Origin of the sequence: Deinococcus sp. Marseille-Q6407 (genome assembly GCF_946848805.1) — a bacterium.
Taxonomy (GTDB): Bacteria; Deinococcota; Deinococci; order Deinococcales; family Deinococcaceae; genus Deinococcus.
On the sequence record NZ_CAMPFU010000006.1, the window covers coordinates 1 to 26,772 of the forward strand.

The 26,772-nt window shown below is 54.8% G+C and carries 27 protein-coding genes and 2 pseudogenes; 4 read left to right on the top strand and 25 right to left on the bottom strand.

The features are described 5' to 3' along the window. Positions 1-257 precede the first annotated feature (257 nt). Genes OCI36_RS11995 through OCI36_RS12005 form a run of 3 tightly spaced genes read right to left on the bottom strand, consistent with a single transcriptional unit; the run spans position 258 to position 2,557 of the window. Positions 258-818: a competence protein CoiA family protein gene (locus tag OCI36_RS11995; RefSeq protein ID WP_261665315.1), complete on the bottom strand. Its 561-nt coding sequence runs from the start codon at positions 816-818 to the stop codon at positions 258-260. Beyond that, positions 815-2,026 (bottom strand): UvrD-helicase domain-containing protein, encoded by a 1,212-nt coding sequence (locus OCI36_RS12000; RefSeq protein WP_261665316.1) that lies wholly within the window; start codon positions 2,024-2,026, stop codon positions 815-817. Before OCI36_RS12000 ends, OCI36_RS11995 begins: the two co-directional genes overlap by 4 nt. Positions 2,027-2,053: 27 nt before the next feature. Further along, entirely contained in the window at positions 2,054-2,557 is a 504-nt protein-coding gene (locus tag OCI36_RS12005; protein ID WP_261665317.1) for an integrase core domain-containing protein, read from the bottom strand. A 69-nt stretch (positions 2,558-2,626) separates the two neighbouring features. Here OCI36_RS12005 and OCI36_RS12010 point away from each other — a divergent pair, with 69 nt between their 5' ends. Next, entirely contained in the window at positions 2,627-2,938 is a 312-nt protein-coding gene (locus tag OCI36_RS12010; protein ID WP_261665318.1) for a hypothetical protein, read from the top strand. On the opposite strand, the gene OCI36_RS12015 is transcribed toward OCI36_RS12010, so the two are convergent. The 12 genes and pseudogenes from OCI36_RS12015 to OCI36_RS12065 form a co-directional block, all read right to left on the bottom strand. After that, complete coding sequence (locus OCI36_RS12015) at positions 2,935-3,222, bottom strand: transposase (RefSeq protein ID WP_261665319.1); 288 nt, start codon at positions 3,220-3,222, stop codon at positions 2,935-2,937. The two genes, OCI36_RS12010 and OCI36_RS12015, sit on opposite strands and share 4 nt — an antisense overlap. Before the next feature lie 116 nt (positions 3,223-3,338). Continuing rightward, a pseudogene (locus OCI36_RS13455) lies at positions 3,339-3,659 on the bottom strand (AAA family ATPase); the annotation flags it as partial. A 40-nt stretch (positions 3,660-3,699) separates the two neighbouring features. Continuing rightward, positions 3,700-4,416 carry a M48 family metallopeptidase gene (locus OCI36_RS12020; RefSeq protein ID WP_261665320.1) on the bottom strand — a complete coding sequence of 239 codons (717 nt, stop codon included), beginning with the start codon at positions 4,414-4,416 and terminating at the stop codon, positions 3,700-3,702. Further along, on the bottom strand, positions 4,416-7,499 hold the full coding sequence (locus tag OCI36_RS12025) for a type I restriction endonuclease subunit R (protein ID WP_261665321.1): 3,084 nt from the start codon (positions 7,497-7,499) through the stop codon (positions 4,416-4,418). Before OCI36_RS12025 ends, OCI36_RS12020 begins: the two co-directional genes overlap by 1 nt. Further along, positions 7,496-8,884, bottom strand: coding sequence for a Fic family protein (locus tag OCI36_RS12030; protein WP_261665322.1), 1,389 nt, complete (start codon positions 8,882-8,884; stop codon positions 7,496-7,498). Before OCI36_RS12030 ends, OCI36_RS12025 begins: the two co-directional genes overlap by 4 nt. Continuing rightward, on the bottom strand, positions 8,881-10,002 hold the full coding sequence (locus OCI36_RS12035; protein ID WP_261665323.1) for a HigA family addiction module antitoxin: 1,122 nt from the start codon (positions 10,000-10,002) through the stop codon (positions 8,881-8,883). The genes OCI36_RS12030 and OCI36_RS12035 overlap by 4 nt, the downstream gene beginning before the upstream one ends. Then, the gene (locus OCI36_RS12040; protein WP_261665324.1) at positions 9,992-10,294 is read right to left on the bottom strand and encodes a type II toxin-antitoxin system RelE/ParE family toxin; all 303 of its coding nucleotides are present in this window, start codon (positions 10,292-10,294) and stop codon (positions 9,992-9,994) included. Before OCI36_RS12040 ends, OCI36_RS12035 begins: the two co-directional genes overlap by 11 nt. 140 nt (positions 10,295-10,434) lie before the next feature. Further along, on the bottom strand, positions 10,435-12,312 hold the full coding sequence (locus tag OCI36_RS12045) for a DUF262 domain-containing protein (protein WP_261665325.1): 1,878 nt from the start codon (positions 12,310-12,312) through the stop codon (positions 10,435-10,437). Further along, complete coding sequence (locus OCI36_RS12050) at positions 12,309-13,532, bottom strand: restriction endonuclease subunit S (RefSeq protein ID WP_261665326.1); 1,224 nt, start codon at positions 13,530-13,532, stop codon at positions 12,309-12,311. The genes OCI36_RS12045 and OCI36_RS12050 overlap by 4 nt, the downstream gene beginning before the upstream one ends. After that, positions 13,529-15,124 (bottom strand): N-6 DNA methylase, encoded by a 1,596-nt coding sequence (locus tag OCI36_RS12055; protein WP_261665327.1) that lies wholly within the window; start codon positions 15,122-15,124, stop codon positions 13,529-13,531. The genes OCI36_RS12050 and OCI36_RS12055 overlap by 4 nt, the downstream gene beginning before the upstream one ends. Continuing rightward, positions 15,013-15,969, bottom strand: coding sequence for a class I SAM-dependent DNA methyltransferase (locus OCI36_RS12060; RefSeq protein WP_261665329.1), 957 nt, complete (start codon positions 15,967-15,969; stop codon positions 15,013-15,015). The genes OCI36_RS12055 and OCI36_RS12060 overlap by 112 nt, the downstream gene beginning before the upstream one ends. Before the next feature lie 138 nt (positions 15,970-16,107). Continuing rightward, the gene (locus OCI36_RS12065) at positions 16,108-16,599 is read right to left on the bottom strand and encodes a DUF3883 domain-containing protein (RefSeq protein WP_261665330.1); all 492 of its coding nucleotides are present in this window, start codon (positions 16,597-16,599) and stop codon (positions 16,108-16,110) included. A gap of 401 nt (positions 16,600-17,000) precedes the next feature. On the opposite strand from OCI36_RS12065, the gene OCI36_RS12070 reads away from it, so the two are divergent. Both OCI36_RS12070 and OCI36_RS12075 read left to right on the top strand, forming a co-directional pair. Then, positions 17,001-18,089, top strand: coding sequence for a transposase (locus OCI36_RS12070; protein WP_261665331.1), 1,089 nt, complete (start codon positions 17,001-17,003; stop codon positions 18,087-18,089). Positions 18,090-18,960: 871 nt separating this feature from the next. Beyond that, positions 18,961-19,263, top strand: coding sequence for a hypothetical protein (locus tag OCI36_RS12075; RefSeq protein WP_261665332.1), 303 nt, complete (start codon positions 18,961-18,963; stop codon positions 19,261-19,263). A gap of 481 nt (positions 19,264-19,744) precedes the next feature. Here OCI36_RS12075 and OCI36_RS12080 read toward each other — a convergent pair. The 5 genes and pseudogenes from OCI36_RS12080 to OCI36_RS12100 all read right to left on the bottom strand — a co-directional run. Continuing rightward, positions 19,745-20,185 (bottom strand): annotated as a pseudogene (locus tag OCI36_RS12080) (RNA-guided endonuclease InsQ/TnpB family protein); the annotation flags it as partial. 60 nt (positions 20,186-20,245) lie between these two features. Continuing rightward, complete coding sequence (locus tag OCI36_RS12085) at positions 20,246-20,674, bottom strand: hypothetical protein (protein WP_261665333.1); 429 nt, start codon at positions 20,672-20,674, stop codon at positions 20,246-20,248. Between the two features lie 26 nt (positions 20,675-20,700). Beyond that, entirely contained in the window at positions 20,701-20,958 is a 258-nt protein-coding gene (locus OCI36_RS12090) for a hypothetical protein (RefSeq protein WP_261665334.1), read from the bottom strand. A gap of 17 nt (positions 20,959-20,975) precedes the next feature. Then, positions 20,976-21,440 carry a metal-binding protein gene (locus OCI36_RS12095; protein WP_261665335.1) on the bottom strand — a complete coding sequence of 155 codons (465 nt, stop codon included), beginning with the start codon at positions 21,438-21,440 and terminating at the stop codon, positions 20,976-20,978. Positions 21,441-21,707: 267 nt separating this feature from the next. After that, the gene (locus OCI36_RS12100; RefSeq protein WP_261665336.1) at positions 21,708-21,848 is read right to left on the bottom strand and encodes a hypothetical protein; all 141 of its coding nucleotides are present in this window, start codon (positions 21,846-21,848) and stop codon (positions 21,708-21,710) included. Positions 21,849-22,088: 240 nt separating this feature from the next. Here OCI36_RS12100 and OCI36_RS12105 point away from each other — a divergent pair, with 240 nt between their 5' ends. After that, a complete protein-coding gene (locus tag OCI36_RS12105) occupies positions 22,089-23,030 on the top strand; it encodes a hypothetical protein (RefSeq protein ID WP_261665337.1) in 942 nt (313 codons plus the stop codon). A 110-nt stretch (positions 23,031-23,140) separates the two neighbouring features. On the opposite strand, the gene OCI36_RS12110 is transcribed toward OCI36_RS12105, so the two are convergent. From OCI36_RS12110 to OCI36_RS12130, 5 genes are all read right to left on the bottom strand, one after another. Then, positions 23,141-23,560, bottom strand: a complete 420-nt coding sequence (locus OCI36_RS12110) for a GreA/GreB family elongation factor (protein WP_261665338.1) — start codon at positions 23,558-23,560, stop codon at positions 23,141-23,143. An 84-nt stretch (positions 23,561-23,644) separates the two neighbouring features. Continuing rightward, positions 23,645-24,136 (bottom strand): hypothetical protein, encoded by a 492-nt coding sequence (locus tag OCI36_RS12115; protein WP_261665339.1) that lies wholly within the window; start codon positions 24,134-24,136, stop codon positions 23,645-23,647. Positions 24,137-24,219: 83 nt separating this feature from the next. Continuing rightward, on the bottom strand, positions 24,220-25,056 hold the full coding sequence (locus tag OCI36_RS12120) for a hypothetical protein (RefSeq protein WP_261665340.1): 837 nt from the start codon (positions 25,054-25,056) through the stop codon (positions 24,220-24,222). Positions 25,057-25,110: 54 nt separating this feature from the next. Then, positions 25,111-25,770 carry a hypothetical protein gene (locus OCI36_RS12125; protein ID WP_261665341.1) on the bottom strand — a complete coding sequence of 220 codons (660 nt, stop codon included), beginning with the start codon at positions 25,768-25,770 and terminating at the stop codon, positions 25,111-25,113. Between the two features lie 121 nt (positions 25,771-25,891). Continuing rightward, positions 25,892-26,431 (bottom strand): HEPN family nuclease, encoded by a 540-nt coding sequence (locus tag OCI36_RS12130; protein ID WP_261665342.1) that lies wholly within the window; start codon positions 26,429-26,431, stop codon positions 25,892-25,894. Positions 26,432-26,772 lie beyond the last annotated feature (341 nt).

Sequence of the window (26,772 nt, forward strand, 5' to 3'; positions counted from 1 at the left end):
GTTGGGGAACTTTTGTGCCCACTCCATCAGAGCGCTGAAAAAGAGGCTTGTCACCGCCTGGCAGCGGGTCCGCTATATTCACCTGCCCCGTCAGCTTATGGACGCCAACTTACGCCGCTATCAATAAGATGTTGGCCCACGTTCGCTGCACCTGTTCTACTTCGGCAACAAATTTCCTAGACTGCTCACCACGCTGCGCATCCCGTAACTGCCGTTCCCGCAAAGTGCCGCTTAGTCGCTCGCAGTCGGGGCAACGACTATTGCTTGTAGCTTCCTCTGAATGGTACTCGTGGCTTGAATTCCAAGATGTCCTCGCCCACCAGTTCTAGCCAGGGCACGGCGAGCCCCGCCGCTTTCTCGTCCGGAATCTGATGACGGTGGAAAACTTCGAAGCCAAAGACGGCTTGGCCTCCCACCACGACCGCCACATCGAACCGGTAGTGGCCGTGCGCCACTTCTTCCTGCACCGACCACCTTCCTTCCACCTCATACGCCTGAGCCAGCGTGGTCCGCATCCGGCATCTCTGAGTGACGTCCACTCCGGGGCAGCACTGGGCCCACCGCACTGACCGGTCCTGGACAAGCTCCGCTTCTACCTGGCTTCTCAGCAGACGCTTGGCCGCCAGGTGGGTGACACTTTCGCCGCTGCAGCCTCCTGGGTGGCTGGCGTCATGCGCGAAATGAGCTGCTCGCTGCTCTCCGCGTTTGACGAGTAGTGCCCCACCGCATCCCAGGCAGATGTACTTTGCCCTGCGCGGCGCGGTCAGGACGCTGACCAGCATTCCCTGATGATCGAGGGCCAGGTTCAAAGTGCTCATGGCTGAACGACCTCCATTTCCGACCTCTGCTGCTCGACAAAGATAAAATCCTTTTTGGCGCGCGTCAGTGCCACGAACTGGACGCAGGCTTCTCCGCGCGCAGCGGCTGCTGTTCGGGCATAGACGGCCGGCATGTTGTCTGGGTAGAGAATGAAGACCCGGTCCGCCTCCTTGCCTTTGGCCCTGTGAATGGTGCTGAACACGACTGGAGCGCCGCCTTTATCACTGAAGAAGTCTGCGATGTATTCGGTCAAATTCGCCAGTCTGTGGTGGCCTTGGCGGACAACCTCGGCGGTGAGGACCTCAAGTGAATCCAGCAGATCGGACCGGACAGCGATCTGCCGTTCGGCGTCGATTTCGTTGGCGGCGCGGCGGCGGATGCGGGCTTCTTCGGCGATCCGGTAGGCACCGAGCTGTTCCTCCCATCCGTTTAGTCCGCCGGCGAACAGCTGCGTGGCCATCTCCAGCAGGTCCCGGCCAATGTCCATGCCGCGGACCACGGCGGGGATTTGCTGCTGCAAGAGGGCCAGACAGTTGCTGACCAGTGGAGCGGTATACCGGCAGATGACCAGGTCGCCGCGACGCACCCAACGTGGAAGCCAGGCTTCTTTAATGACATGAATTTTCCCTTCTGGGGCTCCAGGGGCCGCTTCGATTTCCGGTGCCAATTGCTGGGCGAGCGCGACGTGCGAGCGGGGGCAGCGGTACGTGACGGAAAGGGGCAGGACCGTGGCTCCGGTCCGCTCAACGATGCGTGCCAGTGAGTCGGCGTCTGCTCCGGTAAAGCCGTAGATGGCCTGACGCTCGTCACCCACGAACAGCCTACGCCCTCCTTCTCGGACGGCTCTCAGCACCAGTTCCAGCTGCACGGCACTCAGGTCCTGCGCCTCGTCCACGAACACAAAGTCATACTTGGGAATATCCAGCTTGAGGACGACCGGCAAGTACAGCATGTCCTCGTAGTCATAGACGCCGTGTTCCTGAAAGACGTCGAGTCGCCGGCGCAGCAGCTGGCGGATCTCACGGTGGCACTGCACCTCCAGTCCCTGATCTGCAGGGGCAGTCAGATTGTATTCGACGGCTAGCTGCGCGACCCGCTCTTCAACCTTGGTGTCAGTGAGATTGGCGACTGAGAAGCGCAGCAGTTCCTGGAGATATTTCTCTGCTTGTAGCCACTGCTCGCTCGGCACGGCGAATTCCAGTTTCAATCGGTCGGTAGTGCTCCAGAAAATCCTTCAAGCGGCTTTAAGAGACTCGGCCACTTCCAAAAGTTTAGCCCAGGGATAGCCATACCCCAAGGCCGAATGAGGCCGGACAGTGTTGTACCAAGTGCGGAATTCAGCGCATAACGCGCTGAGTTCCGCTTTGGTCTGCGGTTCCTCTCTGAAAATGAACTCGTACTTCAGCGTGCGGTTGACTCGCTCCAGGATGCACATTCCCCCTTTTTGCGACACCTTCGCTCTGACCCAAGTGCCCACCTCGTCACAGGCCGCTTTGAACTCGTGGGACGTGAAGTCCGAGCCGCCATCCGACATCACGACCAGCGATTCCTCAATTCCCAGTTTCTTCAGTTCCTTGGCTCCTCCTCGCAGCGCGGTGACCGCGCTGCTGGCTGACAACGAACGCACCACGTGAATGTTCAATACTGCACGAGTTTCCGCGTCCAGGACGACATATGCCCAGGACACCCCATCTTGTAAAGCGAAGCGAGTGGCATCAATTTGAATCCGTCTACCCATAGGCCACAAAGTGGCTGGCACGACCCCAGGGACCCGTCGTCTTGCCTTCTTAGCCGCTGGAGGGCTAAGTTGAAGTTCAACCAGCGTCAGACGCACTTCATGTCGTCCTGGACAGGTTTGCCCTGTCTCCTTAGCTTCCTGTTGAAGAAGATGGTGGATGCGCCTATAACCACAGGTTGGGTAACGCAAAGCCATCTCTCGAATACGTTCCTGTCGCTCACGTCTCCGTTTCTCGCGTTCGACACAATGCCTTTCCTGCTGACGAGCATCACGGAGCCGCCAGACAGGGATATCAGCTTCGCGGGCGAAGCTGGACAGGCTGAGATGGGGATGGTCTTTACGCACTTGCTCGTACAGGTCGAGAAGCTCTTCCAGGCTTAAAGACCCCTGGCTTTTTTTGCGATGTAGAGGGCTAATTCTTTTTCACCCAGCAAGCTCTTCAGGCGCTCGTTCTCCTTCTCCAGCACCTTGAAGCCGTCATCCTGCTTGTTGCCAGCGAGGCGGGCACGGCCCGCCTCCAGGAACTGAGCACGCCAGTTGTGAATCAGGCTTTCAGCCACGCCATGCTGACGAACCAGTTCTGCGATGGATTTCTCACCACTGAGTACGGCCAGGACGATTTCTTCCTTAACCTCAGGCGACCAGGTTTTGCGCTGCTTTCCCATAGTATTCCTCCAGTTTGCCTGACCCTCCTAACGGGCAGGCCAGATTTGGAAGGAATTCCTGGAGCATTACCGTCGATGCTTTCTCTGATCAGGAGTCTGGATTTCCGGGTGTCGGCATCACGCTTCCCAAGATGTGAAAACCGGTCCAGTAAGCTCCGGCGGCCGAGCGAGTGGACCGTGCAGGCCCTGACATGTCTGGGGAGCCGCGCCCTGAGTTCGTTGGCGGTATGGGTATTGAAGGCCAGAAATACCGCATCGAGATCACTCGGTAATTGCTTGGCGATCTCGACCAGGGTCGTGGTCTTGCCTGAGCCTGCTGTAGCGCGGACCACTCCGTCACCGGTACCGCTCCGCACGAAGTCGAAGATGGCCTGCTGATAGTGACTGGGCTGAAACGTGCTCAAGATCTTCGCCTTTGCGGGTGGGAGACAGCTCACCTGTCTATAAGCTCTATACGAGAATGACCGCCGACTTGAACTACTCGCTTAAAGGCAGCGCATTTAACTCCTGCCTGACCTCACGCCACTGCGGAAAGTGGGCATTCAGGATGCTTTGAAACTGCTGGCCATGGGTATGATCAAGTAAATGAGCCATTTCGTGGAGCACCACGTAATCAAGCATCTCCTTTGGTTTCTTGACCAGTTCGGTGTTGAGGCGGATATGCCCACGCTCCGGGTTGCAGCTGCCCCAGCGCGTCTTCATGCGCTGCAGGAAATAGCGCTGCACCCTGACCTGAAGAATATCCTCCCACTTGCTGATGAGGGGAGGAACCGCCTTGTAGAGCAGGCTTTTATGCCACCTGTGCATAACTTCAGCACGTTTGGCCACGGAAGTCTCTGGCCTGACAGTCAGGATGATCTGGCTGTGGTCTACTTCGACCTTTGGGCGGCCATCAGCTTCCTGAACGGTCATCAGGTACCGCCTGCCCCACAAGTAATGGGTTTCGCGCTCGGTGAACGCTCTGGCTGACTGCCGGGCCTGCTCATTGAGCGCCTGCTGCTGCTTACGAATCCATTCGAGCTTAGAGATGGCGTAGGCGCGGGCCACATCAGACCGGGTGCCCAGTGGTGCCACCAAGGTGATCCTTCCGTCAGGCGGATGGACGCTGAGGTGAACGTTTTTAACATCTTTAAGGATCAATGTCATTTCCAGGTCGCCGATGGTGACCGGCTCCTGTGTGCTCCCCGCCTTCATCAGTAGCTTCCCAGGTTGAAGATCAACTCGAATAGCGCTTCGGTGGCGTCCCGGTCACGGGACATCAGAGGGTAGAGAATGTTCTTGACCTGCCGCTGCCGCATTTCGTCGCCCCGCCAGGCGGCGGGTGCTTGCTCTTTGAGTGCCTGGTCAATATCAAGGGCCAACTGAGCCCGCTCGTCTGCGTTTTCTGGGACGGAAAACACTCCACTGGTCTTGAGTCCGCCCAGATTGTTGAAAATGACGGTGGCTGCCTGCCGACCCATCAAGCTGCTCGGCACTCCTTCCGTTTGGCCCTTGGCCGCCAGATCACGAATAAGCTGCTCTGTCTCCCTCAGGAAATCTTCGTAGGCCAGCGTACCGGCCAGGTGCTGCTTGATCAGGTCATCAAGCAAGTCAGACATCTGCTCGTAGAACCGCGGGTCCGTCAATTGGTCACGGATGATGGTCTTGCGGACATTGTTGACAATCGTCTCAGCCACTGCCCGGTTGGAGTAGCGGCCTGACTTGTTGATGTGCTGGGCAATGACGTCATTGATCCCGGTCTCGACAATGGCCTGCACCAGCGTCATCTCACTGAGCTGCCCAACCTCCTGCGCGGGGTCTGCCTGGATATACATATTGATCAGCTGACGCATCCCCTGCTCATAAGGCTTGATGTCCAGCTCTTCTCCAGAGGCTTTTTTGATGTTCTGACGCATCTCGCTGTAGAAGGCGCTTTCCTTCTCGAGTTGCGCCGCTTGCTCTGGAGTGTAGCCGGCCTCAACGAGCACCTGGGCAACTGCAGCGTAAGCTCGCAGGAACGCCGCGCTGGCCTTGTAGAAGCTGATCCTGAGCGGTTCGGTATCGGCCAGGGCCTGAGCGTCCAAAATGTCGCCGCAAAAATAGGAAATGAACTGCTCGAGCTGCTGAGGTGGGGATACGGGCTCGCACAGGTATCTCAGGGCCTCGTGCGCCGCGTCCAACTGCGCCTTGCCTTCAGCCTTCCAGTCTTTAAGGATGACGTTTCCATCGTCCCCTTGAGCGTCCGTCGCCAGTTGGTCGGACGTGTAGACGGCAATAGCGTTCTGGACATCCTTGAACAGTTCCTTGTAATCCACGACGTGGCCGTAATCCTTATCGGCTCCATCCAACCTGTTGGTGCGGCAGATGGCCTGAAACAGGTTGTGGTCATGCAGTTCGTTGTCGAGGTAAATGTATGTGCAAGAAGGCGCGTCGAACCCTGTGAGCAGCTTGCTGACCACAATCAGCAATTTGCAATTTTCCGGCTCTTCAATAAAGCGCCGTTTCATCTCGTCTTCGTACTGCTTGGTCGTTTGCCCTGAACCCAGGACGTGCTGGGTATAGGTATCAAATTTATACCTTTCGTCGCTGCCCGCCGGTTCCCTTGAAATGTTGTTGTGATTAGGCTGGTATGACGTAATGAGGGCAGTGTGCGGCCCTAGCGGTGTCTGCTGGAACATGCGGTAGTAGTGACAGGCATCATAAATAGACGGCGCGACCAAGATGGCGGTACCGCGCCCTGAGATAAAGCGCGGCTTGATGCCGAAGTCCTTGACAATATCGAAGACAATGCCCCGCTTGCGCCCCTCTGAGCTCATTAGTTTTTCCATGTTGGCCCAGCGCATTTTGAGCAGCGCCTTTTGACTGCTGTTGAGCGACCTGGTTTGAGCGTCGAACCAGTCGTTGATCAGCTCCGGTGACGTGAGTCGCTGCGGCACATTCCGCGCTTCATACTTCAGGTCGAGCACGACCTTGTCCTCTACCGCTTCATCGAATTTATAGGTATGGATAAAGGTGCCGAAGACCTCTGTCGTCATCTCCTTGTCCTGCTTGAGCAGTGGGGTGCCTGTAAAACCGACAAAGATGGCGCCCTGGAACCAGCGCTTCATCTGACGGTTCATGTTGCCGCCCTGTGTACGGTGAGCTTCATCTACAAAGATGTAGAACTTGCCTGCGATGTGAGGGCGCTTTCCGGAGAGGTCCTTGGCATCAATTTTGTGAAGGAGGGCGGACATCACCCGCTGCCCGGGGTCGGCGAGCTTCTCGATGAGGTCCGCCCGCGAGCTGACCCGCGTGGACTGGGCACTGGCGCCCACCACGCCTGTGTTGCGCAGCACCCCTTCGATCTGCTTATCCAGTTCGTCACGGTCTGTGAAAATCAGGATTCGGGCATCTGGTTCGTGCTCCAGAATCCACTTGGCCAGCAGCACCATCAGGATGCTTTTGCCGCTGCCCTGGGTATGCCAGATGACGCCCCCCTCATACCGTTTGATTCTTTCCTGGGCAGCCTTGATGGCCTCAAACTGATGCATACGCGGCACCTTCTTACGTCCGCCGTCAAAGATGACGAAGTTATGTAACAAGTCGAGTAAACGTACCTTGTCGCAGATTTCGGCCAGCGGTTCATCCAGAAAGTGGCCCTCAGGGATGGCGTCTGCAGCGAGATCGGCCCGCTCTAACCCTTTCCACCGGACAAAGAACTCCTCTGGCGTGCCCACCGTGCCGTAGTAGAGGCCCTGGGAGTCGTTACCCGCCAGGACCAGCTGTACGGTACTGAAAAAGGCCTCATTGAAAATGGGCTCCTGATTGGTGATGAGCTGACGGACGCCATCGGCGACCTCTACCGACCCCCGTTTGAGTTCAAGCACAACGAGGGCCAGCCCGTTAACGTAAATCACCACATCTGGGCGGCGCTCATGTCCACCTTTGAGGGTGACCTCCTCTACCACGGCAAAGTCATTGCGTTCAGGGTGATCCCAGTCAATCAGGTGAACCGTGTCATGCGGCATTCCTGCGGCCACCTGAACTTTTACCCCATAGCGCAGCAGGCTGTAGGTTCGCAGGTTAGCCTGATAGAGCGTGACTCCGGTGGTGTCGGCCGCAGCCGTGAGCTGCTGCAGGGCCTGCGAGATGTGTGCCTTCGAGTAACCACGCTTCTGCAGGTTCGTGGTCAGGAGTTCGGTCTCAATGCATTTGTTGGGATGCCGGTTCTTCCAATCACCCAGGTAGGCGTAGCCCTGCGATTGCAGGAACTTCAGCACCCGCTTTTGCGTTTTGATTTCTGGACGGAGTGTGGTCATGGAATGTCTCCTTGCTGATCGACGGCGGCGCGTCCCTCCTCGGTCAGGCGGTACTGTTGCAGGCGGCTGGTGGGTTTGTTAGGAATGGTCATTTCGACGAGTCCTGCATCTAATGCCGGCAGAAGGTGGGCCTGCCGGAAGTTTTGGATGTCCTTGAGGCCCAGTTCCTCTTGCAGCTCCTGTCGGCTCAGGGTTCGCTCCCCTAGAGTCATCAGTAACTTGACTTGGGGGGTGACTTGGGGGGTGACTTGGGGGGTCGCCCGGCCGCTTTGTTCCTGCAGAAGTTCAAATTCCACCCAGAGCTCTGTGGGCTCAGCCCTCCACTGCGGCTCAGCGGCCCCAGCTGCGCGGCAGACCTCCCGCACCCGCTCGATACCGCGCCCCCACGATTCAATCTGGCCGGCCCGGAAAAACGTGTTGGCGATATCCAGGTTAAAAGGTAGGGAGGCGTGTTTACCCAGCAGTTTTTCCAGCGTCCAGCCCTGCGGTAATTGTCCTGGATTGAAAATAAGCAGCCGGTCTGGGTACACGCTGATTTGGACGGGCACGCTGCTGGCGTAATCTTTGTGGACGACGGCATTGAGCACGGCCTCGCGGAGCGCGGCTTCAGGCACTTGGAGGGTTTCGATGCGCTGTAAGCCCTGGTAGCTGATCAGTGCCTTGAGGTACTTGGCCTTCAGCACCTCTACCGTCCGCTCCACCTGTAAGATCAGCGGCCCATGCACTTCGTCTTGGAACCTCAGGTCAGCGTCGCTGTCGCCAAAAGCTCCAATTTTGACGAACGCGCCGCCAATAAACCGTTCCGGGTCAGGGTGAAAGAGGAGGATCGCTGCCCGTTTGAGGTAATCTCCATCCAGCAGGCGCAGACGCTCTAACAGCACCGTGTCAGACTCTTCCAGCCATTCTATCTCTACCCGGCCACTGCGGGCCGCCAGAGTGCGGAAGCGGGCCAGCGCCTGATCGCTCAGGTCGGCAGGCCCAACTTTCGGTACAGGTACTGAGTCCCAGTGGCGGCCCTGCATTCGCAACAAAAAGGCGTCCAGCGCTGACCCGCTCAGTTCCTGTGTGGTGCTGCCACTGCGGGAGTAGTATTTGCCGCGGTAGGAGACAGGGTAAGGAGAAGCCTCGACGTGAATCTCAATCAGGGCGTGCCCCTCTTCATGACGCAGCTGCACGGGAACAACGAGTCCCAGCAGATTGCGAATCTTGTTGGGCAGGTCCTCCAGCAGCCGCTGTGGGTCAGCGACGCCAACTGCTCTGCCAGAGTCGCCGCGGCCCACCACCAGTGTGCCGCCTCCACTGTTGGCAAAGGCGCAGATCCATTTCAGGTACTCGTCGCGCCAGGACTCCTTCCACTCCAGGTGCTGGGATTCGGCGCCTGTCATGACTCGGCGAAATCCTCGGCAGAGAATTCATAGCGGACACGCAAGTGATCAAGCTCTCTGTAGCTGATGATTTTTTCCTTCTGTAGGCGACCAACGACGATCCCAGGACAGATGGATTCACGCGCAGCGAAGCTCTGAATCGCGGTCTGACTGAAATCGCCTGCTTCAACAAAAGCCGTGTACGCCTCTAAGGGGAGAAGCCGAGAGGCGGCAAACGCATTGGCTTCATCTTCCTGCGCTGACGTTCCGCCTACATCTAGAAAGACTTTCCGCCGGTCGGGTTTATGCAGCAGGACGTGTCCCAGCTCGTGCAGCAGGGTGAACCAGAAGGTATCGCTGTACTTACGGCGCAGGGTGACCAGCACGACCGCCCGGTCGACGCCGTTCCTCTTCTCCCAGAACACAGCTCCATGAACACCCGTCCCCTTGAAATGGGGGAGGGGGACTAAGGCGACACCGCAGTCCGCCAATTGAGCTTTGAGCTTTGGAATACTCTTCGCTGGGTCTTCGCAACTCAGGTGACGAATTCTGGTGGTGCACGTTGCCAGAGCATCCGCTTGAAACTCGGCCGTTGCCTGTTTCGCGGCCTGATGCTTGCCGGCCTGAAGCCAGGCAGTAATGGCATAGGAGTGGTCCTTTTTGCCTTCCTGCTTTCGGAACGCAGGTTTGTAATCACTGACGTTGGGGATCGCGGTCAATGTGGCCACACCAAAAAACTGACGCAATTGAATGACCTGCTCCGCCTTGTCACGAACTATCTTGATGAATCCCCACTGTGCCATTTCTCCGAGGGGAAACCGTTTAAGCAGGTCACGCTCTTCTTTGATTTTTTTCTGTTCGGTTTGACGGGCCAGAATGAGCCGGTAATCGTTTTCCAGGCCGGTCCAGATGTGTGCCGGAACGCCGACCACTTGCGCCAACTGCAGCGCTGTTTCGGGCGTCAGCTCCTTTTCGCCCTTGATCAGTTCATTGATGGCCTGAGCCGGTCTGCCCATGCGGCGGCTCAGATCAGCCTGAGTCATGTTCAGGTCTTCCAGAACCTCAGCCAGGTACTCTCCCGGTGGGATGGCCCAGTCGGTCAGGGGCGGAAGGGAGGTCTCGTGAGCTTTAGTCGTCATAGTGTTTGCTCACCTCTTCAATACACACGATGGTTAATTCCTCGTCTTTAAAGGTAAAAATCAGCCGCATGAATCCGGTTAAGTTGATGGCCCACTCGCCCTGTCTATCACCTTTGAGGGCATGACACCGGAGGGGATGCTGAGCTTGAAGTTCTTCCAAGGAAGCTGTCTGTTTGATGATGCCAATACGCTGAACGTACTTCTTGGCTACCTCAGGACCATACGCCTTCGTTGCTGCTTTCTTGGATTCATACTGCTTTCGGAGCTTCTTGGTTCTAAACTTCACCTGCACCGCGATGCACCTGCCGCAGAGTCATTCACCCCTGGGGTGAAGACTAGTAATAATCTACCCCCCATTCCCTCCATTGGATGAGTTGATAGGGTGCGCGGTATAGATAATTTTGACTTGAATATGGCAGCAAGCTTTCTCCTCTAACCTTGTGCAGCACGCTCTATTTGCGAAGGCGACCAGATGCGCTCGGCCAGGTGCAGCAGGAGTTCGGAGCGCTTCTCTTGCTCAGCTTTACCGAATTGAAGGAGTGGCTCAAAGAGGTCTGGAAATGGAAGGCTCTCCCTAAAATTCCTGAACTGTGGCTGATTGGTGTAAGGTGCTTCGTGGAGGCTGGCTGCGTAGAAATTCTGTGCCGCATACTTGCCGCGCTTGTACTCGTAAGGCTTGTCTTGCAGGCTGCGGTTGACATCGGCGGGGAGCAGAAGTAGAGAGCCGGCACGGTTGCGCCACTCTTGGAACTCCTGCTCATCGGCAAACTCACCTCCAGGCTCAAACAGGTTGCTGGACCAGATATGCTCGATGTCATAACCGTTCTTCTTTCTGGCGACAAACTGGTCAAAGCGTTCGCTGCGGCCACTGCCCCTTTCGACCTCTTCTGAGACGCGGGCGAGGAGGTGGAAGATATAGCGCTTGCTGAACTGATTCAGCCCCAGTGCTTTGAGGCCTTCGCGTCCCCGTGAAGGGCTGCCTGCAAAGCTGATGTCCTGCTCTTCCTCCGCCAGCTTCTGGGTGAGCACTTCAACCAGTTCAGGCAGGCTTTTATGCCGGATGTCCTTGGTCAGCGGGAACATTGCGTAAGACACACTGGAGTAGGAAACGCGTATGTAGTTCACCACGCGGCGCATAATCCAGATGTCCAAGTAGCGTGCCGTGACTTCTATTTTGCGGCGTACGGTCTCATCGTCATCCGACAGCGTCAGGGGCGAAAGCAACACTGTGCTCTGCCAGGTAAAGTCGTTGTGGGCGTTGTAAAACACAGCTTCCAAACCTGGTGTGTACTCTTTGCGGGCCCCCAGGATCAGACGATACGCCTTCATGAAGAATGGCATGAGGTGCAACATGAACCGCTCGGCTCCCTGCGCCGTTTCCAAGCCCAAGTCCCGTTCGTGCTCTTTGACCCAGCGGTGAAACGTGCTGCCGCCGATCAGTTCCCAGTCGCCGTCCTTGGCACCCGCCTTACGCTCGCGGATGGTATGGGCATACTGCGCTCGCAGCCACGCTTTGATGGCCTGAACATCCAGGTCTGGTTCATCCTTGCTGCTCAGCTTCTCAATCTCTTCACGCCACACCTTGTTTGCCTGCCGCCGCCGGTCTTCATCGTTAATTTTGCCCAGGAGGTAAGACTTGAGCATGTCCACAGGACTGAGCGGCTTGCCCCGGTCGTTGACCGTTTCGAAGACGGCATAAGCTTTGGCATCGTCTCCTGTCTGAATTTCAATCAGACCCACGCGTCCCATCAGCCAGTAGGCAAAGTGTGGCAGTGCCGGCCCCAGTTCCTCCCAGAGTGCATCCTGCTCAATCTGGCCGTAACGGGCATAAATGTTGCGAATGGACTCATCTTTGCCGTCAGGGTTGAAGTCCTGACCATTGAATAAGGCATTGATGACCTCAAGCCGCTCCGGAATATCGAGCTTGAAGCGGTCGATCCCGTTATCGTCCCAGAACACTAGGCTGGAGAGCTTCTGTGCCACTTTCGGATACAGAGCCTGGGTCTTGTGCATCAGCGCTATCAAGAGCAGGGTCAGCGAGGTCATACGCTGCTGACCATCCACCAGGTATTTCTTCTCTCCCTGATTGCTCAGAATGATGGAACCCAGGTAGTAGCTGTCGTATGTGGAGACCTTGCTCGTCTGGTCACCTTCCCGGTAAGACGACTCAAACTTGCCTTGCAGGTCACGCAGCAGCTCCTGAATGTTCTTCTCATCCCACTTGTACTCACGCTGGTAGTCGTCGATCGAAAAGGTCTGGTTGCTCAGGAGTTCACTGATGGTTTTGTAGATGGGTGTGATGTCACTCATATCAGCCTTGTCCTTCCCGTCAGGAGTTCCTGCATCATGCCTTGCTTGAGTGCCCGCGTCTTACTTAGTTGCTGATCTAAAGCTTCGATTTCGGCGTCCATGTCGGAGAGGATAGAGGCGATGGCTTGCTGCTCAGGGAAGTCGGGGAGCGGAATGAAAAGGTCTTGAACTATGCCCTTATTGAGATTCGCCTGTGTGCCCTGCTGTCCAAGACCTTTCAGACTATCCTCGTTAAAGCTCAGATAGTAATACAGATATTCAATATCCAGCCTTGTGCCGCAGTCGATTCCAAGGATTGCCTGACTGCTAGACACTTCTTGAGTCGCGATGCAAACCTTTCCAATCGAGGCATACATGGCGAAAAGCAACACGGGTGGCTTGAACAAGCGTGCCGCCGATGTTTCATAACCGAGACCTGAAAGAGTTTTTTCTGTGTAACGTAGGAATTTGCCAGTCCGTGACATGTCGGCAATAGAAACCCATTGGATTTCACCACCGTAGAAAGCTGGATTTTTAGTGTCAGGCGTGCCGCCGCTTGCCATTTCAGCCACATCTCCCAACCGTACCTCTTCCCACTCCCCTTCAAACCCCTCCAACCGCTTGTGCCCCGTTAACAGTTCCTGCATGGCCCCCTGCTTGATGGCCTGCTTCTTGGCAATCAGCCGCTCCTGCGCGGCAATCAGCGCATCGGTATCGGCTAATACCTCAGCAATGGCTTTCTGTTCGGGGGTGGGGGGAAATGGAACCACGAAAGAGTAAATGCTGGCATTCGTAATCTGATTGATAGTTGCGCCAAGATGCTGCTCAACCTGTGCGAGAAAAATATGGGATTTGAAGAAATGGGCCAGATATTGAGAGTATGGACTTCTAAAAACGCTCATGAATGCGCCAAAAGTCATCCCCTTTACCCGGCTATCCAAAATCGTAGATTTGCCAATTAAATCTCTGCTACCGTTTCTAACACATATCAGGATGTCGCCTGGCTTAACCATAAGCCTTTCTGGGACTTCAGATTTCACATACACGTTATCTTCGAAGGCAAGCATCCCGCTTTGTATATTTGAAGACCTTAAAACTAGGATGCCCTCACTTGCTACATCATTTGGCGAATAGGTCAGACCTATCAGAGCTTCCCCCACTTCCTCTAGTTTCCTCACCTCCCAATCCTCGGGTATCACCCCCACCTCAGTCTGCTTATACCCCTCTGGCACGTCGCTCATGCTTGGGCCTCCGTGCTGAAGCCCATGCGGGCCAGGTGTGACTCTACACGTTGTTGCAACTCACTCACCTGCTGCTCTAGCTGGGGCAGCGGCTCGGCGTAACGCTCAGCCAGGTCGCGCACCCGTCCGGTCAGGCGGTAAGACACGCGGTCTTGCTCAGCGTGCAGTTGCTGCTCCAGTTCAGCCAGCCACTTGTCGTCAATAACTAGACTTTTCACCTCAGCCTCGGAGAGCTTGTCGTACTGAGCGTAGGCGGCGGCGTCCAGTTGCGCGTCCAGTTCATTGACCTTTTTCTTCAGCGAAATGATTCGGCTGTCCAGTTTCAGCCAGCGGTCAATGGTTGCCAGCTCATCTGCATTGTCAGGACCGCTGTAGCTGGGGCGTAAGCCCTTCACGTCTTTGGCGCTGACTTTGTCCAGTTCAGCAAACAGGCCGTCTTCAGCGCTGTGTTCTTCAGTCAGTTCGTCCTGCTCGCTGCGGGCGGCGTCCAGCTCAGCGCTCTTGGCATCCAGTTCAGCCTGTTTCTCAGCAAAATAGCGGGCCACAATGTATGGCTTGGGCAACAGGTCGCACATCCACCCCTTGTCTTTGGTCTTGCCTTTCTTGTCTATGACCAGAATCCGGCTGGGCTTCGCCACCCAGCCGTCAGCCGCTATCAGCTCGGCGTCGCCTTGCATGCCAGCCTGCCAGTAGTCCATCAGTGACTGGTATACGGCGTAAGGGTCAACCAATGGCGCAGCGCGGAAGGTGCCCAGCAGGTCTTCTGCAAGGTCTTGAATAAGGTGCTTGGGAGAGTCGCCCACCTTGAGCGCTTCCAGCTTGGGACGGTTGCGCTGTCTCCATTCGGCGAACAGCGCGTTGACCGAATCCTGAAAAGCGCCAAATTCGGCATGCTCCAAAATCTGTGGCTTGAGGTCGGCCAGGTCAGGCGCGAGAGTGCTGTAGCCATCACGCATAGGGGTAAACAAGGCGCTGCGGAGGCTGGGCATCACGTCCCAGTAGACACTCAAGGCGTCTAAATCGCGCTCCGGAATGCCGCCCTGGAGGTGGCCCTGCAAATCCTGAATGTCCTCGGTGTTGCTGCTGTCAATGTAACGGGGCAGGTTGAGGTTGTAATCGTTACGTGGGTCGGCAATTTCGCTGAAGGGAACCATGCGGGCGTAGCTGTCCACGTCTTCGCCCTTTCGGAACGTGTCTACTATGCGGTGAACGTCTTGCTCGCGTAGGCGGTTCTTGGGGCCGTCCTTGGTGAAGCCCTTGCTGGCATCGATCATCATGATGCCCTGCCGACCTTCGGCATTTTCCTTATCCAGCACCAGAATGGCGGCAGGAATGCCCGTACCGTAAAACAGGTTGGCAGGCAAACCGATGATGCCCTTTAAGATGCCTGACTCCACCAGTTTGCGGCGGATAGTCGCTTCAGCGTTACCCCGGAATAGTACGCCGTGCGGCAGGATGATGGCACCCTTGCCAGTGTTTTTCATACTGCGAATAATGTGTAAAAGGTAGGCGTAGTCGCCCTGTTTGGCCGGCGGCTCACCCCAGGCAAAACGCTGATAGTATCCTTGGCTGGCGTGAGGCCAGTGCTCCAAGCCTTGTCCGAGAAGGGCGGGTTTGCCACCACGTAGTCATAGGTGCGCAGGCTTTCGCCGTCTTTGAATTTAGGATTTGAGAGTGTGTTGCCCGTCTGCACATTAGCAGTGGGAAAGTCGTGCAAAATCATGTTCATCCGTGCCAGACCCGCTGTGCTTACGTCTTTCTCCTGGCCTTCCAAGGTGATTTGCTTGCCCGCCTGCGCCGCAACCTTGAGCAGCAGTGAACCGGAGCCGCAAGTCGGGTCATAGACACTCGTACTTCCGACAGACGTTTCAGGCGAAATACCAATGACTTGGGCTATGACGCGGCTGACTTCGCTCGGCGTGTAGAATTGGCCTTTGCTCTTGCCGCTCTCAGTAGCGAAGTGCCGCATCAAGTACTCGTAAGCGTCCCCCAGCAGGTCGTCGTTCTCAGCACTGTTTTTGGAAAAATCCAACTCAGGCTTTTGAAAGATGGCAATAAGATTCGTGAGGCGTCCGACCATCTCATCCCCATCACCCAACTTGTTGGGGTCGTTGAAGTTGGGAAAGTCGCTCTGAGCAAGGCGGCTGTTGGCCTCAACCAGTGGGGCAATAATTTGCTTGTTGATCTTGTCGCCGATTTCTTTATTGCCTTTCAGGGCCACCATATCCTTGAAGGCGGCCCCTGCAGGAATGACGACCGGTGGCGCGAAATCATCGCTGTCAGCGTATTTATCGCTGACATATTTGATAAAGAGCATAAACAGGACATAGTCCTTGTACTGCGACGCGTCCATCCCTCCACGGAGCTCATTGCATGATGCCCAGAGCGAGGAGTACAGGTCAGATTTTTTAACGGCCATATCAGTACATTTTGCCATGAGTTCAGCCGACCGGCTGAGTTCATGCGCTGATGCTGACGCTCTGGGGAGTGCCATTTTTGACACGTTTTTAGGCGTATGAGCTATCGTTATTACCCCTTGCCATGGAACGCGGGGCGGAGTCCCTCGCTTAGCCCCTCATAGAGTGAGTTCCTCTGAGTAGCTGGCGTTCCCGTGCCAGCTGCCATCAAAGACGTAATAGGTGACTTGTCCTTCAGGGTGCTGAATGGCGTGGAGCTTAGGCTGACCGTCCAAATCCTCTATGACATAGAGCCAGTACCGCTCGCCATATTTCCGGGCCGCGGCCAGTTGATTGCGGCTCAAGGTCACGCCCAGGTCACCCCAGGGCCCTGAAACCGTTTTGAGTTCGATATACCGCACCTCACCGCTGAGCTCAGTAGAAAAAATATCGTAGCCAGCCCCAGTATCGGCAGAACAGTCTTCTGGTGTCCGGTTGTGCCGCTGCTCATACTCCATGGCGTATTCCATCCCTCGCCGGTCAACCTTCTGCGAGTGGGCCTCTTGCGTAATCTCTCTGTCCGACTCGTTGTAGGTATAGACGTAGTTTTTGAACTGCTTTTGACCACGTCTCTGGCCGGCCTGGTTCTGGTTCCCCTGCTTCGGCTGCACTGTACCTTGTGGTGACTGGGGACAGTGACCGTCCCGCTCAGTGGAAGGGGAGGGACCAGCGAAAGGGCTGGGGCCAAAGTGCGTTTCTATAGTAGATTTCTTTGGCGGCGGTGCGGACCGGTGTGGATCCGCGCTAGAGGCAGATTTATTTTTCCGCTCCGCAGACGACTTCGGTACAGAGCTTGATTGCCGTTCAGCCTTCCTCTGCAGATTAGGCTGCTGAGTTAGAGGCTGCCCCACAACTTGACCCCTAGTCTCACTTCCCATGCTTATGCGTTCGACAGCTCTATTTCAGTCCTCATCATCCCATTCTTCATCCGTAGCTATAGCGACTGCTCCACTCAGAACTTGCACCTGAATAGGCGGACAAAAAGCGCTCCCAGAGCTGAAATTCTGGAAGTGTGTACAAACAGGTTTCAGGGGAGCGCACCCATATTCTCTCACAGCAGGTTCTGGACATTCCAGAGACGCTGTACCAACGGCGAAGCTTGCAAGCTTCGCTGCACCTTTTCCACAGTCCAGGCCAGAAGACCAACTTCAGCCAGGCTGAGGGAGTCAGTCCCAGTGCACTCAGCCGTTTCTTCAACATCTACGACTGGGATTCAGACCGTTGCTGGGAAGAGATGCAGGACACCCAATGGCGCATGTTGCTGGACGCGGCTCGTCACAAACGCAGACCTCGTCTGCGTCTCAGTGTGGACCTGACCACGGTAGAAAAGGTGGGGACTCAACTGCCCTACGTCAGCGTCTACAACGGCAGGCACGGCATCCATTTGGTGGTCTTGTTCGCCGAGTATGGGGAACTGAAGTTCCCCATTTCTTACCGGGTCTACCAGGGCAAGTACACCAGCACTCCCGTCACGTTAGCCCTTGACCTGCTGGAAGAGGTGCCAAACTTCGTCGGGAAGCGCTTTCAGGTCTGCGTACTGGCAGACAGTGGATTCGAATCCGCTGTCTTTCTGGACGGTGTGCAGCGCCTGGGTTTCGAGTTCGTGGTGGGTGTGAGGAGCAACCGGCGCACAGAGCATCCTGGACAGGTGACGGTTGCGGACTGTCCGCATGGGGGGTACGTCAACCTCGCCAACTGGCCTCTGGAAACGCTGTCTCTGGGGAGGATGGACCGTGGGGACCGCGAATTCTTCGCGGTGTCGTCTGAGCTGTTAGAGGGGGATGACATCCTGGCCGAAGGAAAACGGCGCTGGGCACTGGAGTCGTTTTTCAAAGAAGGGAAGCATCAGTTTGGGTTGGCGCAGTTCGCGCTGCGAACTGCCAGGGGTCTGGACCGCTGGATTTTGATGGTCTTCCTGGCCTTCACCCTAACCATGCTGTACCGCTCTGAGGACATGACCCTGAAAGAGGCAGCCCGCTTGGCCCTACATACCCTCTTCCCCGAAGTCAGGCTGAACCACCTGCTGAGCCAAATTCAAAAAGAGCAAGAATTCCTCCACCAGCACGGCTATTCGCTCAGCTATGCAAGGTGCAACTTATGAGTATGGCCAAAACTCAGGTTGCCGTTCCGGCGAAACCACGGGCTGCGCAGCCTCCTGTCTCGCCCGCTGAACCGTCAGTGCAGGAGACGCAGGATACCGAACCGAGTCCGTTTCAGTCTGTAGGTGATGTTGAGCGCTTGCTGTTTCGGGCTACAGCTGAAGAACGCCAGTTGTTTGCAGTCGTGGCTGAGCAGTTGCCGCTTTCTCGGTTGCGTGAGCTGGTGCCGTTAACGGCTCGGCCTGCAGAGCGACTGGCATTGCTACGCTCCTGGTACTCGGAACTTCAATCTGGGTTACCTGGTGCTGCTCCTGCTTCGACTGACCCCTAACACAGCGCCGTCACTGGCTATGCCGCTACTTCCCCCGGGACTTCCTTGAGAAGACCGGGGTTTTTTAGGTTCTCCTTTGACTGTTTTTAGCATAGTTATTCAATATTGTATGCAGCATACAGTCTGTGAGCTGGCTTCAGAGCCTAGCTATGAACGTTGGTTGCTGGACAATTTCAGCACGGGTTCCGCTTGACCCTGCGGTACTCCAGTAGAGCAGAATGCAAAGGTTGTCCTCAGAATGAGGCCCTGAAATTCTGTAATTGCCCATTGTAGTTTTGCCGTGATCCCATTGTAGTTTTGCCGTGATCCCATTGTAGTTTTGCCGTGATTGCCCACTGTCTACTACGCTCACAACATTTTTCCACAGGTTTTTTTAGTAACTAGCCATTGTAGTTTTGCCGTGATCTCATTGTAGTTTTGCCGTGATTGGTATGCTCACAACATTTTTCCACAGGTTTTTTTAGGCAACAGTCATTGTAGTTTTGCCGTGAAGAGGTTCTGCTGCCATTGTAGTTTTGCCGTGATCCCATTGTAGTTTTGCCGTGATTGATCTTAAAAAGGCCGTCATAGACGCAGTCGGGGTCGCCGCCTTGATGATGTTTTTTTATCATCAGTCTTTAAAAGATAAAAAAACAAAAAAAACATCATCGGGGGTGTGGGGGAGAAGACCATCATTGTGTTCTAAGGATTACATTTTCGCGGTTCTTCGTTGGTTGGGCCTTGTGAGGCCGTTTTGGCGCTGGATGGCTCACTTGGCCGGTCTTTTTGGGGGAGTCTTTGCTTTCTCCCTCCTGAAAGCCCTCTTAAAGCGCTTGCGAGCCTTGTACTGGGTTGCTTATCCGTAGCTTCTGTTCCTCCACCCTTCAGCGGCCTTACAGAGCCAAATAGATTCGGTACTTTTCTTTCGTCATTTAATTCCAGGGATTACAAAACAAAGGCTTTCAACGCTCTCCGTAAATCTTGCTGCTCCTTTTTGCCTTTCACTTTGTATATATGCAGACCTGCATTTTTTTGGGTGGAGCTTGGAACGCTTTTGCAGGTGCTGAAGCTTTCCGGCCTAGGTCCGTCTTCCTCCGCTGGTCTTAGGGAGAAGAGCAGGCCAGCACCAGCCTTGGCTTTTGCCACGTGAGGTTAAGCCCGGTCTTTCTCCTGCTCAGCGTGAAGATGACGTACAGCGAGATAACTGTTCGTCGAGGGAGAGCTGGGGCTGCTCAAAACTGAATCACTCCTCTGCAGGGTGGCAGAAGAGTGGAGGGAGCGTTTGTTGTGCTGTGATAGTGGTTTTCGTCTTGGGATTCTTTGATTGAGGAGTGATGACTCCCCGCGTTAAAACGCGGGGCTTCTCTGGTCAGCAAGCGCCGCAACCTGCACGCTCTCGCAGAAGGCCGCATCCCGGCCCCGATTCAGAATGTTCACGGCGGCATTCACATCTCTGTGCATGTCTACGCCGCAATTCGCGCAGACATAGGCATGGCCGATTTTGACCTTTTGCCGATGTCCACAGCAGGAACAATCCTGACTCGTATACTTGGGGTCAACCCCAATCACTTTCCGACCAGCATTCGCAGCTTTGAGGGAAAGAATGTTGATGAACTGCGCCCAACCTGCATCCAGTACGCCTTTTGCGGTACGGGTGCGGGCCAAGCCAATGATGTTTAAGTCTTCGTGGAACACAGCATCGTGACGATTGACCAGCGCACGAGCGGTTTTATGGTGGAAATCCCGCCTACGGTTCGCTACCCGGCGATGCTCAGCGGCAATCTGTTGCTTTAGTTCCCTTTGGCAGCGAGCGTGCTTTTACGCGGCCTGTTTTGGTAATTTTAAAAATTAACTTTTCTTATTGACGAAACGGCCATGCTGTTGGCCGAGGCGCTGGCCGCTTTGGCGTTGGCGTTCCAGTAGCTCGCTGGTCGCTTCAGCCAGAGCATCGAAATTGACGGCTCCGGTGGTGACGGTACGTTCGGTTACGGGCACCGGTGCCCCGCGCACAGGGCGGGCCAGTTCACGGTTGATCTCCGCCAGCCACGTTTCAAATTCATCCGAGCATTCAATAAGCATGTCGCGTGTTCTGCGCTGCTTTTTGCCACTGCGGAATTCTTTGGGCAAGACGAAATACTCTTTAAGGAATATGGCCCTAAATACGCCATCGCGCACGGCCAGCCGCAATTCACGCACAAAGCGGTCAGACCGCTGTGGATTGGCAAGTTCGACGGTCAGGTGACTGAGTTTACGGAAAGTAGCAGGCATGATGTTCATTCCAGCCTAACAGCGCAAGTCCGATGTCACGGTAGCTCTTCAAGGCTGCGCTGCACATCAATGCTAAGGCGAGCGCGTTCTGCAGTGTTCAGGGGATGTTCGTACCCGGCGAACAACAGGGTATTTTCATTGAGTTGCAACACATCTCCAAGGGTAAAGGCTTCTCTGTAAAGCAGGGCTCTCAGTAGGGTTTTGGCTTCGGCGGTATCCAGTTGCACACTTAGGCCGTTGGGGTGAGTGACCAGCAAGTACTGTTCCTGTGGATTGCTGCTGATATGAACCATAGAACTCCTTTCGGAAGTCATTTGTGCTGCGCGGTAAGGCAGGCAAGGTCGTGGTGCAGTGGGATGCGGTCAGCGGCGGAATGCAGCCATTGGCTCAGGTAGTAGCCAGCCAGGGCATACGCCACATTCAGTGTTGTGAAGGATAAGTTGCTGAGCATCAGCGCGCCATACAGCAGCGGCGTGATGTAGGCCGCGCGAATCAGGGGGCCAAGAATATAGCTGTGAGACATTCCCCGGTGGCGTGAGAGACGGGCATACGGTATCCAGATAAACCCCAACGGTCCCCAGGCTTTGCGGGCGAGTGTAGGGCTGTTCAGGTCAAGGTCCGGGGTGACCAACAGTGTGCCGCACAGAAAGCCACCGCAGGCCCACAGCGCGTTCAGGCCCAGGGTGCCTTGTATGGTGGGCGTGCTGAGGTAGCTACTTGCAACCACGGTCAGGACACTCAGGTTGATTAGGGCGTGTGTCTGTCCGTTGGGCATCAGCGCTGGCTGCGGGAGGACGTTTCTTCCTCTTGCACGCTGTCTGGCGCTGGTCGGTGCGTCAGTGCGAGCAGGCAAGAAAATGGTCTGGTAGGGGGGGCAGGTCTAGGTAGCTTGAAGGTAACGTGCGGCTGAGAGAGCATATTTGCATTGTCTGGGTGCGTAAGTGATGTTTTCAAGGTCCGTTTTCTCGGTCCTCTTCCTCTTTTAACGTTGCGAGGTGCAGTTTCAGTTCCCCAATTTTCTCAGCGTTCATGCTCAGGAGGCTCAGTTCACGCCGTGCTTGTGCTGCTGGATGATTGCCAGAATCAGCGCGACCAGGACGGTGAACCGTCGCTGGTCGATACGGAAGAAAGGACGAAGAGCTGCGAAAAGGCTATCCTGGGGCGGCTGGTTCAGGTGGTTCATTGCAGATACACCTTATGAACCAGCTCTTTTTATGTCTATAGAATCTGGCGTCTCAGACAGTGTTACCGGAGTTTTGAGGGGTAGTCAGGGCGCACCGACCTGATGAATGAGCTAGAAGACTTCCCGATGGGCAAGCATGATGACCAAGTGGACGCACTTTCAGGAAGTATCAACTGGCTCGTTGGGCAGCGGCCTGTAGAGGTTGAGGATTATTATGTTTGATCCCATATAATGAGGATTATGTACGTTCCCATTGGCACATGGGCCGACAAAAAAGGCATTAGTCTTGCACAGGCAATAAAATACGCACGCCTGAAACGTATCTCCGATTGTAAGGGAGAGGGCTTCAATATTTTAGTAGATGTAAACGCCAAGATATTGCCGGTTAGTAGCGAAGATGCGCCCTTACCCCAGTTTCCCTTAAGCAAGGGCCAAGCAAAAATCAGAAGGATAATAAAGGGATATAGGAATCAGTATCAGTCCCTATCTCCAGATTCAAGCACCAGAGCCGACTTCCAAAACTTAGTTAAGAAAATACGTACGGATATAAGTTCAGACACTGATGTAAATGAAGACGGGATTACTGGCCAGGCTGCCGTTAAGTCAAATTACCACAGAAGTTATCTAGATTTTTTGGCGCGAGAGTGCCTTCATGTAGAAGGCCTTCTAAGCATACAATTCAAGGAATTTGTTGACTGCCTTGATCGAGGTGACGACCCCATCCTGGGAGTGAAATATGATTCAACCATACACGCTCTATTAGGATTAGATTCCAAGGAAAATATACCCAGCTCAAATCTTGACATAACAATCTTCGAGACTGATGGGGTTGTTTACATTCATGGAGGCGGAGCGCACCGAAGCCTAGCCGCGCTGCTTTTTGGGGCTGATTCTATAAAGGCTTCAAGCGCCAGGATAGTTAAATCACCTATCGACCAAGCCGCAAATACGGCACTCATGGGAATCTGTAAGCTGACCGGTGACACAAATAAGCACGTCTCCATTAGGTCGGAGGCTGATTTGGCAGCCTTGCAAACGTTTTGGCGCTACCTCAATGAGGATGGAGTTGCGCTCCTGACTGCCGAAAGATATCTTAGAGATAGATTTAGCTCAAAAATCCTTACAGTAGAGGAAATTATAAGAATTCAGAATGATATGGCTCATAACTTGCACCTTGCATAGCTGAGCGAATAGCCGTGCTGGTGGAGGAATTCTTGATCTTCTGACTACCCCTCAAAACTCCGGTAACACTGTCTGAGACGCCAGATTCTATAGACATAAAAAGAGCTGGTTCATAAGGTGTATCTGCATGGAGTTTTCAGCTGGTCGCCTACATGGGAGCCCAGCAGCGCCTGTCCGATGGGCGAAGCCGTACTGACTGCACTGAGATGGCGCGGTTTGGCGGCGAATTCTTCAGGACTCAGCAGCAGTATGTGTATAGTTTTTGATTCGTTTTGCAAGGACACGTTGCTGCCTAGTTCAGTGGTATCCGAGGTTTTGGGATAGCGCACTACACCCTGCGTGTGCAACTGCTTAAGCTCCTCAACTCGTTCGCGGAGCCTGTCTTGTTCGTGGCGCAAGGTGGTGGGGCCACCGTCACTCATATCGCGGATCAGGTTGTCGGAAAGGTCAAGGGTCATCTGTTCAAGCTGATGCTCACACTGGGCGATGGCTTGACAGAAAATATCGTGGCCAAAGGGGGTTATATCCATGGGGGGTTGATGTCCTTGAGTGTAGAAAGGCCGGTACAGACCTCGTCAGATCGGTACCGGTCACAGGGGCTCAGCACTGAGAACTTATACCAGTTGACCGCCATGTTTGACGGCCAGTGAGTTCACCAGGTCGGTATTGGTTACATCATCTACAGCCAAGCTTTGGCCGCCTTCTTGAATGTGCTGGACAATCTGGTGACGGCGGGTTTCGTCGAGGTAACCGTCAGGTCCGGCAGTAGCTGTTTCCACTGCACCTTCCACTGCGCCGCTGACGCCTCCGGTGGCTGCGCCGAGGGCCGAGAAGCCCAAGATAAGCGGTACGGCGCCCAATCCACCCGTAGCGATGGTGACGGCTATACCTGCAGCGGCCCCAACCAGGGCGCCAGCGCCAATGCCTGAAGTTGCGCCTTCACCTGGGGTCATGGCTGGTGTGCCATCAACCACAGTGGTCTGCTCGGTGGTTTCGACAGGTCGAACATTGGCGAGGTGGATGTGGGCGGGAGAGATACCAGCTGCTTGAACGTCTTGAATAAACGCTTGAGCATGGTCATTGCTGGGAAAGACAAAGTGTTGCATAAAAAGAGTGTAGAGTCCTTTCCGAATCAGAGAGTCATCACGTTTATTGAGAATCTGTGTCCCCGCTTATTGTGAGGGACAGATCACGGTGTAGTGGGTGCAGTAGGTGGAGTGGGTGCAGTAGGTGGAGTGGGCGCAGTAGGTGAAGTGCCTGGAACGCCGGCTGGGTTTGCCGGAGTGGCTGGAGCCGTATTGGGTGGGGTTGCAGTTGCCGCCGAGTTAGGTTGGGCGGCCGGCGTAACGGGTGTACCGGGTGGGGTAGAGGAGCTTGGAGTTGTTGGGGAGCTGGGATTAACCGGCACGTTTTCAGGCGGTGTCAACTCCTTTTGGGTCAGCGAGCCTGGAGTGTTGGGTTGCGTAATTTTGTTAGGGTCAGCAGTCCAAGGATAGCTGCTTGATTGTCGCTCAGTGGTTGCTGCAGTGGTGGCCTCCGTCAGCGACTGTCCTTCAAGCGGAACGCTGGTGCAGCCTTCACGGGTCAGAGGCAACTCGCCCCAGCGGTTAACAGCATTGGCAGTGGTGCCGCTCAAGGGAATGATGTATTCCTGTCCCGTACCGCTGAGAAGAACGAGGGCCTGTCCTTTAATCGAGTAAGTGCCCGAGTGATTTTGAGCGAAAACGTCGGTGCCCTGAGTAAAGCGGTCGGCATATAAGTACAGGTTGGGTTCTTGAAAGGTCATTTCGATACGGCCACTGATGGGCTTTTCATTGCCGCTAACAAATGCGAGACAGTATTTTCCCGGCGAGATAGCCACAGTAGACGCCGCGTTGATGGCGTTGACACGTGCCGCTTCCATATATAAGTCAGTGAGGCGGGGATCGAAGGAGAGCAGCGTAGTTTTGTTATTGCCACTGTCCGAATTACAACCCGCAAGCACGGTGCTTAGCAGGATCAGCACAGGGACCTTCTTGGCGTTCATGTTGCTGAGCTTAGCAGCGCAAGACCGATGTTCTACCAGGTCTTGCCCATCTGCTCAAAACTCAGCAGGCACACTCCATTCGTCGGTGTTGTCACTGGCTGGTGGTTGGCTTAGTCCAGCCGCGCGGAGGCTTCGGCCCAGCAAATAGCTCTGCTCCAGGCTCAGGATAAGGGCCTGTTCCGATGTTTCAAGGATGCTGCGCCGTATGCCGCTTTTGAGCTTGAGTGTGTTGTTGTCATTGACGGCCACGTATGAGACTTCCCCCTGATGTTCAGCAGCGCAGCAGAAATCGGCCAGTTTATGCTCAGGTATCCAGTAATGAATGTCGGCAAGCAGAAGTGACACGCCGGTTTCACCACGCTGAATGTGCAACTGACCGCGTCCGATTGGCACAGTAAAGCTGGCCTCTTTAAGCAGGTCAGGTACGCGTTTTGCGAGGCCGTGCAGTTCCTCCGGGGAAATGCTCTCCGCGAAAACGTCACTGTGGCTGACTTCGAAGCCTGCATCACTCAATGTGCCGTGTAGCAAAACGACACGGTCACCCGTGCGGCGAGCAGGAAGCAGTTCCTTCGAGAGGGAAAACTCTTCGTAGGCGGGAGTGGGGTTCAGCAGCTCTACCTGGTCCCCGCGTAAACGTAGGCCGATGGTGCCTCTATTGCCGTTCAGACCGATGTGCATGGTTGCCGTGGTGACTGGATTCATGTTGATGTTCATGACCGCTGCACACTCCCTTTGGTGCTTTATCCAAAGGGGTGTTTCTTGCCAACGGCACCCGCGTAGGGAAGCTCTGACGGCGGAGTTGCTTGGTGCCTTAAATGGCGGGAATTTTTTTCAATCAGGTGTCCGGGTTCATATTACTGGAGGAGTAGTTCTCTGCTCTTTTTCTAGTATGTTCTTCAATTTCCCATACAAGCATCCTAACGAATTTCATGACTTGTTTTTGAGTCATGCGCATGGACCAGACTTCTTCTGGCTTCTTTTTGTCCAAAATGCCCTTAAAAATTATTGCAGTGATTTGTTTCTGTACGGGTTCGGAATCAAATTCAATAGATGCATGTGCTACTGAGTTACGCAGCTGTTTAACAAGCTCTCTCAGAGTTTTAATCTTTGCATTTTTCAGATTCGCATTTGCTAATCCGTTTAAGCTTGTGGGGCCAAAGTCCTGAATGTTTATCGTTTCCAACCTTTTTTTGGGTAAGTATTCATCATTATCCAAAAAGATAATCAGACTCAGAAGAGAGTTCACTAGTAGGGTTACTTCATAGAACTCGCCCCTTCTAATTTTTTCTGTCTCTAACAATCTATCAATTGTGTCAATATTTGCGAGCGTTCTTTGCGCTAGACCAGTAAAGGTTTTTCCAGGTTCAAATTCCATCTTGCAGTTTTCCTTTTTCTAAAGGACCAGATGAGTCTTATCTCTCAGTGCCTGATAGGTTGCCCTACGTGTTGTATGGGACGATGTTTTCTGGCCTTAGCGCCACGAAACCTGTCGTCATCCGGCCTGTTATTCTGCCATTCTCTGAGAAATACAGTCATTGAGCGGCTTGAAGACAGGAAACACCGAACGTCTTAAGGCAGTGTTCCCTGTCTTCTCGTAGCTTTCACAGATGATTCGCATGAGGCTTAGTGCGGCTCGCTTAAGTTTCTGAACGGGAGGTCCTACGGGGACACAATGCCTGCACTTGATCGCTGCTTTGGAGCAACGGTCAGGCAGAC

What these genes read in the sequence shown, in the direction of transcription:
- OCI36_RS12125 (WP_261665341.1), bottom strand. Translation starts at nt 25,770, where the DNA reads ATGAACATCAACATGAATCCAGTCACCACGGCAACCATGCACATCGGT.
- OCI36_RS12030 (WP_261665322.1), bottom strand. Translation starts at nt 8,884, where the DNA reads ATGACAGGCGCCGAATCCCAGCACCTGGAGTGGAAGGAGTCCTGGCGC.
- OCI36_RS12095 (WP_261665335.1), bottom strand. Translation starts at nt 21,440, where the DNA reads ATGCCCAACGGACAGACACACGCCCTAATCAACCTGAGTGTCCTGACC.
- OCI36_RS12120 (WP_261665340.1), bottom strand. Translation starts at nt 25,056, where the DNA reads ATGAACGCCAAGAAGGTCCCTGTGCTGATCCTGCTAAGCACCGTGCTT.
- OCI36_RS12090 (WP_261665334.1), bottom strand. Translation starts at nt 20,958, where the DNA reads ATGGTTCATATCAGCAGCAATCCACAGGAACAGTACTTGCTGGTCACT.
- OCI36_RS12050 (WP_261665326.1), bottom strand. Translation starts at nt 13,532, where the DNA reads ATGAGCGACGTGCCAGAGGGGTATAAGCAGACTGAGGTGGGGGTGATA.
- OCI36_RS12060 (WP_261665329.1), bottom strand. Translation starts at nt 15,969, where the DNA reads ATGGCAAAATGTACTGATATGGCCGTTAAAAAATCTGACCTGTACTCC.
- OCI36_RS12100 (WP_261665336.1), bottom strand. Translation starts at nt 21,848, where the DNA reads ATGAACCACCTGAACCAGCCGCCCCAGGATAGCCTTTTCGCAGCTCTT.
- OCI36_RS12035 (WP_261665323.1), bottom strand. Translation starts at nt 10,002, where the DNA reads ATGACGACTAAAGCTCACGAGACCTCCCTTCCGCCCCTGACCGACTGG.
- OCI36_RS12085 (WP_261665333.1), bottom strand. Translation starts at nt 20,674, where the DNA reads ATGAACATCATGCCTGCTACTTTCCGTAAACTCAGTCACCTGACCGTC.
- OCI36_RS11995 (WP_261665315.1), bottom strand. Translation starts at nt 818, where the DNA reads ATGAGCACTTTGAACCTGGCCCTCGATCATCAGGGAATGCTGGTCAGC.
- OCI36_RS12015 (WP_261665319.1), bottom strand. Translation starts at nt 3,222, where the DNA reads ATGGGAAAGCAGCGCAAAACCTGGTCGCCTGAGGTTAAGGAAGAAATC.
- OCI36_RS12105 (WP_261665337.1), top strand. Translation starts at nt 22,089, where the DNA reads ATGTACGTTCCCATTGGCACATGGGCCGACAAAAAAGGCATTAGTCTT.
- OCI36_RS12045 (WP_261665325.1), bottom strand. Translation starts at nt 12,312, where the DNA reads ATGAGTGACATCACACCCATCTACAAAACCATCAGTGAACTCCTGAGC.
- OCI36_RS12020 (WP_261665320.1), bottom strand. Translation starts at nt 4,416, where the DNA reads ATGAAGGCGGGGAGCACACAGGAGCCGGTCACCATCGGCGACCTGGAA.
- OCI36_RS12115 (WP_261665339.1), bottom strand. Translation starts at nt 24,136, where the DNA reads ATGCAACACTTTGTCTTTCCCAGCAATGACCATGCTCAAGCGTTTATT.
- OCI36_RS12025 (WP_261665321.1), bottom strand. Translation starts at nt 7,499, where the DNA reads ATGACCACACTCCGTCCAGAAATCAAAACGCAAAAGCGGGTGCTGAAG.
- OCI36_RS12110 (WP_261665338.1), bottom strand. Translation starts at nt 23,560, where the DNA reads ATGGATATAACCCCCTTTGGCCACGATATTTTCTGTCAAGCCATCGCC.
- OCI36_RS12130 (WP_261665342.1), bottom strand. Translation starts at nt 26,431, where the DNA reads ATGGAATTTGAACCTGGAAAAACCTTTACTGGTCTAGCGCAAAGAACG.
- OCI36_RS12005 (WP_261665317.1), bottom strand. Translation starts at nt 2,557, where the DNA reads ATGGGTAGACGGATTCAAATTGATGCCACTCGCTTCGCTTTACAAGAT.